This window comes from Sunxiuqinia indica (genome assembly GCF_009847015.1).
GTDB classification, from domain to species: domain Bacteria; phylum Bacteroidota; class Bacteroidia; order Bacteroidales; family Prolixibacteraceae; genus Sunxiuqinia; species Sunxiuqinia indica.
Genome location: NZ_WVEM01000001.1, coordinates 807,077 through 813,698, shown reverse-complemented (window position 1 = coordinate 813,698; position 6,622 = coordinate 807,077). Strand labels below are relative to the sequence as shown.

General features: G+C 40.9%; 4 protein-coding genes. All 4 read right to left on the bottom strand.

All coding sequences use genetic code 11. From position 1 onward, the window contains the following. Positions 1 to 200 precede the first annotated feature (200 nt). The 4 genes from GR929_RS03295 to accC all read right to left on the bottom strand — a co-directional run bounded on the left by GR929_RS03295 (position 201) and on the right by accC (position 6,452). Positions 201 to 2,612: an alpha-ketoacid dehydrogenase subunit alpha/beta gene (locus tag GR929_RS03295; protein WP_159517483.1), complete on the bottom strand. Its 2,412-nt coding sequence runs from the start codon at positions 2,610 to 2,612 to the stop codon at positions 201 to 203. Between the two features lie 256 nt (positions 2,613 to 2,868). Beyond that, positions 2,869 to 4,404: an acyl-CoA carboxylase subunit beta gene (locus GR929_RS03290; protein ID WP_159517482.1), complete on the bottom strand. Its 1,536-nt coding sequence runs from the start codon at positions 4,402 to 4,404 to the stop codon at positions 2,869 to 2,871. 11 nt (positions 4,405 to 4,415) lie between these two features. Next, positions 4,416 to 4,925: an acetyl-CoA carboxylase biotin carboxyl carrier protein subunit gene (locus GR929_RS22065; protein ID WP_159517481.1), complete on the bottom strand. Its 510-nt coding sequence runs from the start codon at positions 4,923 to 4,925 to the stop codon at positions 4,416 to 4,418. A gap of 12 nt (positions 4,926 to 4,937) precedes the next feature. Next, the gene (gene accC / locus GR929_RS03280) at positions 4,938 to 6,452 is read right to left on the bottom strand and encodes an acetyl-CoA carboxylase biotin carboxylase subunit (RefSeq protein ID WP_159517480.1); all 1,515 of its coding nucleotides are present in this window, start codon (positions 6,450 to 6,452) and stop codon (positions 4,938 to 4,940) included. Between the last annotated feature and the right edge of the window lie 170 nt (positions 6,453 to 6,622).

Sequence of the window (6,622 nt, the reverse complement as noted above, 5' to 3'; positions counted from 1 at the left end):
AACTTCAAAGGATTACTTCGGAAAATCAAAGAAGAAGTTCTTTGGCTTAAAATTTTACTGGAAATAATCATTAGACAAAAACAATTATTTCCAGTAAATATTAGTTCATAAGGATTAACTAGTTAAAAGCTCTTTCCAAATTCTCCATCATTTAAACGAAAAAGCAGTCTAAGTGTGACTAAAAGAAGGAAAGTGATTGCTTACAATTGAGGATACTTTTTGATATCTACTTCCCGCATCATTTCGTAAATATTTTCAAAGATTTGCTCCACGTTTGGTTTGCTGAAAAATTCACCATCAATTCCATATGCCGGACGATGCGCTTTCGCTGTGAGCGTGCGAGGGGCAGTGTCCAGATAATTGAATGCTTGTTGTTCTTCAATCACTTTTTGCATCATATAGGCTGTTCCACCTCCCGGCACATCTTCATCCACAAAAATGACCTTCCCTGTTTTTTTGATCGATTCCAGAATTTGATGATGAACATCGAAGGGTAGGAGAGTTTGAACATCAATAACCTCCACTGAAATTCCCTTCGTGTCAAGTAGTTCGGCGGCCTTAATGGCGTGATTGACATTCCAGGCATAAGTTACAAGAGTAACATCAGAACCTTCAACCATCACTTCAGGAACACCAAGCGGGATTTTAAATTCTCCCAAATTCTCAGGAAGTGGCTCTTTGATGTTGTAGCCTTTTAATGGTTCAATAACCAAGGCCGGATCGTTAGCCGATAAAAGCGTATTGTAAAATCCTGCAGCTTGTGTCATGTTACGTGGTACGCACAGATATAATCCGCGCAATGATCCAAGTATCATTTGCATGGGTGAACCGGCATGCCACATGCCTTGCAACTGATGTCCACGGGTACGAATAATAAGAGGGGCAGACTGTTTGCCTTTTGTACGATATTGCATACTGGCTAAATCGTCGCTCAGGGTAGAATGTGCATAAATCAGATAATCGAGATATTGAATTTCTGCAATTGGGCGAAACCCTCTTAATGCCAATCCTATTCCCTGACCAATAATCGTTGTTTCCCGTATGCCGGCGTCAGAAACCCGATCGGTTCCATACTTTTCCTGCATCCCTTTCATGCCTTGGTTTACGCCACCAAGTTTTCCCGTATCTTGTCCAAATGTCACTAGATTTGGGTATTTGTCGAAGAGCGAATTAAAGTTGTTGCTCAATATTCCTGAGCCGTTCACTTCGGTTACCTCTTTACCATATTGGGGAGCTACGGCTTCTACATTCAATGCAGAGTCAACTCCTTCCCGATATAGTTGACGATTGTAAAAATTGGTGCTTTGATTTTTAAATTCTTCAATCCAGCGGTACAATTCATTGCAAGCATCTTTAACTTGTGTATCGTTAAAAATATCGTAATAAATACGTTGGGCAAAGCTCAAATATTTTCGGCGTGTAGGAAAAGTCCTTTGATTAATCTCCTCCAATTCGGCTAGATGATCGATTTCACCTGAAGACTGTCTTTCTAAGTTTTTAAGAATGTCTTTAAGACTTTTGGCCTCCTTTACAAATCCATCGCTATAGTTTTTCCATGCTTTTTTTTTGGCTTCCTTGGCACGCTTTTCGGCCTTTTTTTCAATGTCCGAAATCGCGTTCATCTTGATACCATTTTCAACCAGCCATAGTTTGAATTGGTAAAGGCAGTCGTATTCTTTCTCCCATTCCAAACGCTCTTTACTTTTATATCGCTCGTGCGAACCGGAAGTAGAATGCCCTAGCAATTGAGTAACTTCCTGAATATGAAACAAGGTCGGAGTATGCGTTTTTCTACAGTTGTCAATACCTTTAGCAAAAGTTTCTACCAGCTCGGTATAGTTCCAACCCCGGCAGGTGTATATCGAAATGCCATTCGTCCCACGTTTCTTTTGAAAACCATTGAGTGCCTCAGAAATACTTGATTTCGTGGTTTGCAGTTCGATCGGAACGCTGATTCCGAATCCATCGTCATAAACTGATACGGCTAAAGGAACCTGCATAACTCCGGCAGCATTGATTGTTTCGAAAAACATTCCTTCCGATGTGCTGGCATCACCAATACTTCCGAAAGCAACTTCATTACCGGTTACATTGTTATTCAGTGCTTTTGCCAGCGATGCATTGTCCCGCACTAATTTCGAAGCTTGGGCTAAACCGAGTAGCCGGGGCATTTGCCCTCCCGTAGAGCTGATATCTGAGCTGGAGTTATAGCTTTCAGACAAGTTCTTAATTTCTCCTTGCTCATTAATGTTTGCGGTACAGAAGTGATTGTTGAAGTTTCGTCCACCGGTTGATGGATTCATTTTATCATCGGTATCACCATAAATCATGGCAAAGAATTCTTCCGGTTGTAGCAGTCCGAGAGCCAGCATGAAAGTTTGATCGCGGTAATATCCGGATCTCCAGTCTCCTTTTTTAAAGGTTTTAGCATAAGCTATTTGTGCTAGCTCTTTTCCGTCACCAAAAATACCAAAATGAGCTCTCCCATTGTGTACTTCCCGCTTACCCAAGACGCTCAATTGACGGCTTAAATAAGCAATATAATAATCGTTGAGTAACTCATCCGTTTTTGTATTGCTTGATGTAAGCATTTCAGCTTTTTCTAAAAGCATTTATCGTAATTTAGTGATTAAGACTATTTAGTCTGAAATACATTAAAAACAACGCACAAAATGGTGTTTTGTTTACAAAATCTAATGTTTCAAACACGATGTCAATTCTAATAAAAACTTTATACTATTCAAAGTAAATGAAGCTCGGTGTTCTGTCGGTTGTCGTGCTTTCCGATAGTGTGAAACCGTTTAAAGAGGTAAACGGAAAATTGTCCGTTAGGTGTATTTTCTAACGAACAATTTTCTGTAACATCATTTATAGTGGAATGTTTCCATGTTTTCTTGGCAGGTTCGATTTTCGTTTGTTGTTTGTCATTTCTAATGCGTTGATAATCTTAATTCGTGTGTCTTCCGGATAAATAATTTCATCAATGTAGCCAAGTGAAGCTGCCCTGTATGGGTTTGCAAAAGCTTCGCGGTACTCTTCAACTGCCTTGGCCTTTTCCTCCGGATCTGTAATCTTTCGGTTTAAAATATTTATTGCACCCTCGGGCCCCATTACTGCAATTTCGGCGGTTGGGTAGGCATAATTAATATCACCGCCTATGTGTTTGCTCGACATCACGTCGTAAGCACCTCCATAAGCTTTACGAGTAATCAGGGTGATTTTAGGAACGGTGGCTTCGGCAAATGCATACAGCAATTTAGCGCCATGTTTAATGATGCCTCCGAATTCCTGTTGTGTTCCTGGCAAAAATCCCGGAACATCAACAAGCGTAACAAGAGGGATATTGAAGGCATCGCAAAAACGCACAAACCGTGCAGCTTTTGAAGACGAATTAATATCCAAAACACCTGCTAGGTGAGATGGCTGGTTGGCTACAATTCCAACAGATTTCCCCCCAAAACGAGCAAAGCCAATAATAATGTTCGATGCATAGTGAGGTTGAACCTCAAGAAAATGTTCTTCATCAACAATTTTATAAATGATGTCTTTCATGTCGTACGGCTTATTTGGATCTACCGGAACGACATCATGTAAAGCATCAACTTTTCGATCAATAGGGTCGGTTGTGGTTTGTAGAGGGGGTTCTTCCATGTTGTTCGATGGAAGGAAACTGATCAATTCCCGAACCATCATAATGGTTTGCTCTTCACTGTCGCCGGTAAAATGAGCAACACCACTTCTCGAACTGTGTGTTACAGCGCCGCCCAGGTCTTCTTTAGAAACTTCTTCATGCGTTACGGTTCTGATTACATCTGGGCCGGTAACAAACATGTGACTGGTTTCATTCACCATGAAAATGAAATCGGTTAAGGCAGGAGAATAAACTGCCCCACCGGCACATGGGCCAAGTATGGTACTAATTTGGGGTATCACTCCTGATGATAGAACGTTATTGTAAAAGATATCAGCATATCCCGCTAAACTTTGCACGCCTTCCTGAATACGCGCACCACCAGAGTCGTTTAACCCAATCAGAGGGGCTCCGTTTTCAACGGCCATCTTTTGTATTTTAACGATTTTGTCGGCATTGGATCGACTCATTGTACCTCCGAAAACAGTGAAATCCTGAGCGAATACATAAACCAGGCGGTCATGTATTTTCCCGTAACCGGAAACGACACCGTCTCCGCGAAATTTCTTTTTATCGATACCAAAATCGGTAGCGCGGTGAAGGACAAATTTGTCTATTTCGTTGAATGTGCCCGGATCCAAAAGTTCATCAATCCGCTCACGCGCAGTTTTTTTTCCTGCTGCGTGTTGTTTTTCAACGCGCTCAACTCCACCACCAGATTCGGCTTCTATATTTGTCTGTTCAAACTTATCAAATTTGCTTTTTAAATCCATAGTTCTCTGAATTAGTCAATTTCAATCAATACTTGGTTTGATTCCACCGTGTCTCCATCTGAAACATTTACAGCTTTCACTACACCGTCAATAGCGACTTTATATTCACTTTCCATTTTCATGGCTGAAAGGATCACCGCTGTTTGTCCTTGTTTTACTTCGTCACCTTCTTTCACCAAAACTTTTACAATTTTACCGGGCATCGGTGCTGTTATTTGCTTTTCACTTTGGGCAATTGCTCCGGCTCCGCGATTACGGATATAGCGTGCTTCAGCATCAATCACTTCCAAATCATAAGTGTTGTGCAGTGTAAATGCAGTGTATGTTTTGGGTTTTTGCGATGGAACCAGCGAAATATTATGAGACCGATTGCTCTCAATTATTGAAAAAGTTCCTTCATCGTTATGCATCAGGTCGATATTGTATGTTTTATCGTCGACCATCACCTCGATGAGGTTTTCATTTTGATTTAAAATTTTAACTGAAGCAATACGGTCACCTAATTTAATTTCAATAGGCATAATTATTTTGTTTTATAAACGATCAAAATTTTTCTGGTAAGTATATTTTTTCCAGCGGTTGTTAGCCGGATTGAGTTCTTTTGTTGGAATAATTTTATTCTTGCGATTCACAAAATCAAAATAGGCTGAAATAATAACCATATCTTGTTGTTCCAATTCTTCGACACTTTCAGCCATCAAGGTTTTTCTATTCTTCTCAATGAAATTGGTGTCGTAGTTTCCTGTCACAAAATCAGGGGTTTCCATAATCCGGTTTAGAAACTTTAGCGAACTTCGGATTCCTGTTATTTTGTACTCGTAAAGGGCTCTTCGCATGCGCTGGATTGCCTCTTCGCGAGTTTGCGCCCAAACAATGAGCTTGGAGATCATCGGATCGTAATGAATTGGAATTTCATAGCCTTCGTAAACATAGCCGTCAGTTCGTACTCCGAGCCCAAGCGGTTCGGTAATGTTATGGATTTTACCCGGACTTGGCATAAAGTTATTGTCTGAATCTTCAGCATATATCCGGCATTCTATGGCATGACCTTTTTGTTCCAACTCACTTTGAATTAGATTGAGGTGCATTCCTCCGGCAACTTCAATTTGCTTTTTTACCAGATCGATTCCTGTAACCCGTTCGGTAATTGGATGTTCAACCTGTAGGCGGGTATTCATTTCCAGAAAGTAGTAGTTTAAATCGTTGTCTACCAAAAACTCGATGGTTCCGGCCCCAACATAATTTACTGCTTTCGCGGCATCAACAGCATGCTTTCCCATCTGGTAGCGCAAATCCTCGGTCATTAATACGGAAGGTGTTTCTTCTACCATCTTTTGGTGTCGCCTTTGGATTGAGCACTCCCGCTCAAAAAGGTGAACAACATTGCCGTGTTCGTCTCCAAGCACCTGAAACTCGATATGATGTGGTGAGCTTACATATTTCTCAATGTAAACTGCATCATCGCCGAAAGACGCCAGAGCTTCGGATCGAGCAGCACGAACGGCAGAAATAATGTTTGCCGCTTTTTCAACCAGCCGCATTCCTTTGCCACCACCTCCGGCAGAAGCTTTAATCATGACCGGTAACCCAATGGATTCAATGGTCTCAATGGCTTCGTCCTCTGACTTGATGGCTTCCGTAGTTCCGGGAACGACAGGAACACCGGCTGCAATCATTGCTTTACGAGCCTGAATCTTATCACCCATTTTATCGATCACTTCGGCAGTAGGACCAATAAAAACAATGCCGTTTTCTCTGCAAAGCCTTGCAAAGGCAGCATTTTCAGATAAAAAGCCGTAGCCTGGGTGGATCGCATCAGCTTTTGATTTTAAAGCAACTTCTATAATTTTATCAGCTTTTAAATAACTGTCTTTTGAAGGAGCCGGTCCAACGTAGTATGCTTCATCAGCATAGCGAACATGCATTGATGTTCGGTCGGCTTCGGAAAAAACAGCAACAGTTGCTATGCCCATTTCACGGCAGGTGCGCATGATTCGGACAGCAATTTCACCCCGGTTTGCCACCAGGATTTTGTTGATTTTACTCATAAATAAACTTTTAATACTTCAAATACTTGTCTTATTAAATAGTCTAATTAGATCCTTTTTGACCTAAATTCTACCATAAAAACCATATTCGGTCTAAAAAGTTTTCGCAAGCCTATTATTAATTAATCTTTATGCCTGAAAAAAAACAATGTTAAGAAGTATATGAAATA